Annotated in this window: 1 protein-coding gene; it reads left to right on the top strand. The window is 31.4% G+C overall.

Annotation, left to right across the window (positions count from 1 at the left end):
• Window positions 1-311 precede the first annotated feature (311 nt).
• Window positions 312-538, top strand: a 227-nt coding sequence (locus JO950_RS22000; RefSeq protein ID WP_202704549.1) for a UpxY family transcription antiterminator, incomplete at its 3' end; no start/stop codon positions are given.

The following is a 538-nucleotide window of genomic DNA, read 5'->3' as shown; positions in this document are numbered from 1 at the left end:
GATAAACTACCCAATAAGGTAGTATTTAAGGCTAACCAATTGAACTACACTTTGGTGTAGTAGAATTTGAAAACCTGTATTGTAAATTTACTTCAGTAAAAATAAGTAGTTGTATTAGCAGCTTTCAGATTTTTACAACACACTCGAAAGGAATCAAAAATTACCTTGAGAGTTCCAACAAAAACACGATTACCAAAATTACTTTCGAGTAAAAAAAGGTAAAGCTATTAAACCAAAAAACGTATCTAAAAAAAATAACCATGTGACTGGTAATAGCGCAGCTATGTCCGGTGACGAAAAAACCAAATAATATGGATCGAAAAAAAGGTTGGCATGTTCTTTACGTAAAGTACAGACATGAAAGTAAAGTTTACAAAGAGTTAATGGAGAAAAAATTAGAAGCTTTTTTACCTATGGCCACCAGTATTAGAAAATGGAGTGACCGAACCAAGAAAATTGAAATTCCATTATTTCCGAGTTATGTTTTTGTAAACATCAAATCCAATAAAGACTTTCATGATGCATTAAATGTAGAGAG

Origin of the sequence: Flavobacterium sp. UGB4466, assembly GCF_903469665.1 — a bacterium.
GTDB lineage: Bacteria > Bacteroidota > Bacteroidia > Flavobacteriales > Flavobacteriaceae > Flavobacterium > Flavobacterium lipolyticum.
Note: the sequence above shows the minus strand (reverse complement) of the source record. Positions and strands in the feature narration are given on the sequence as shown.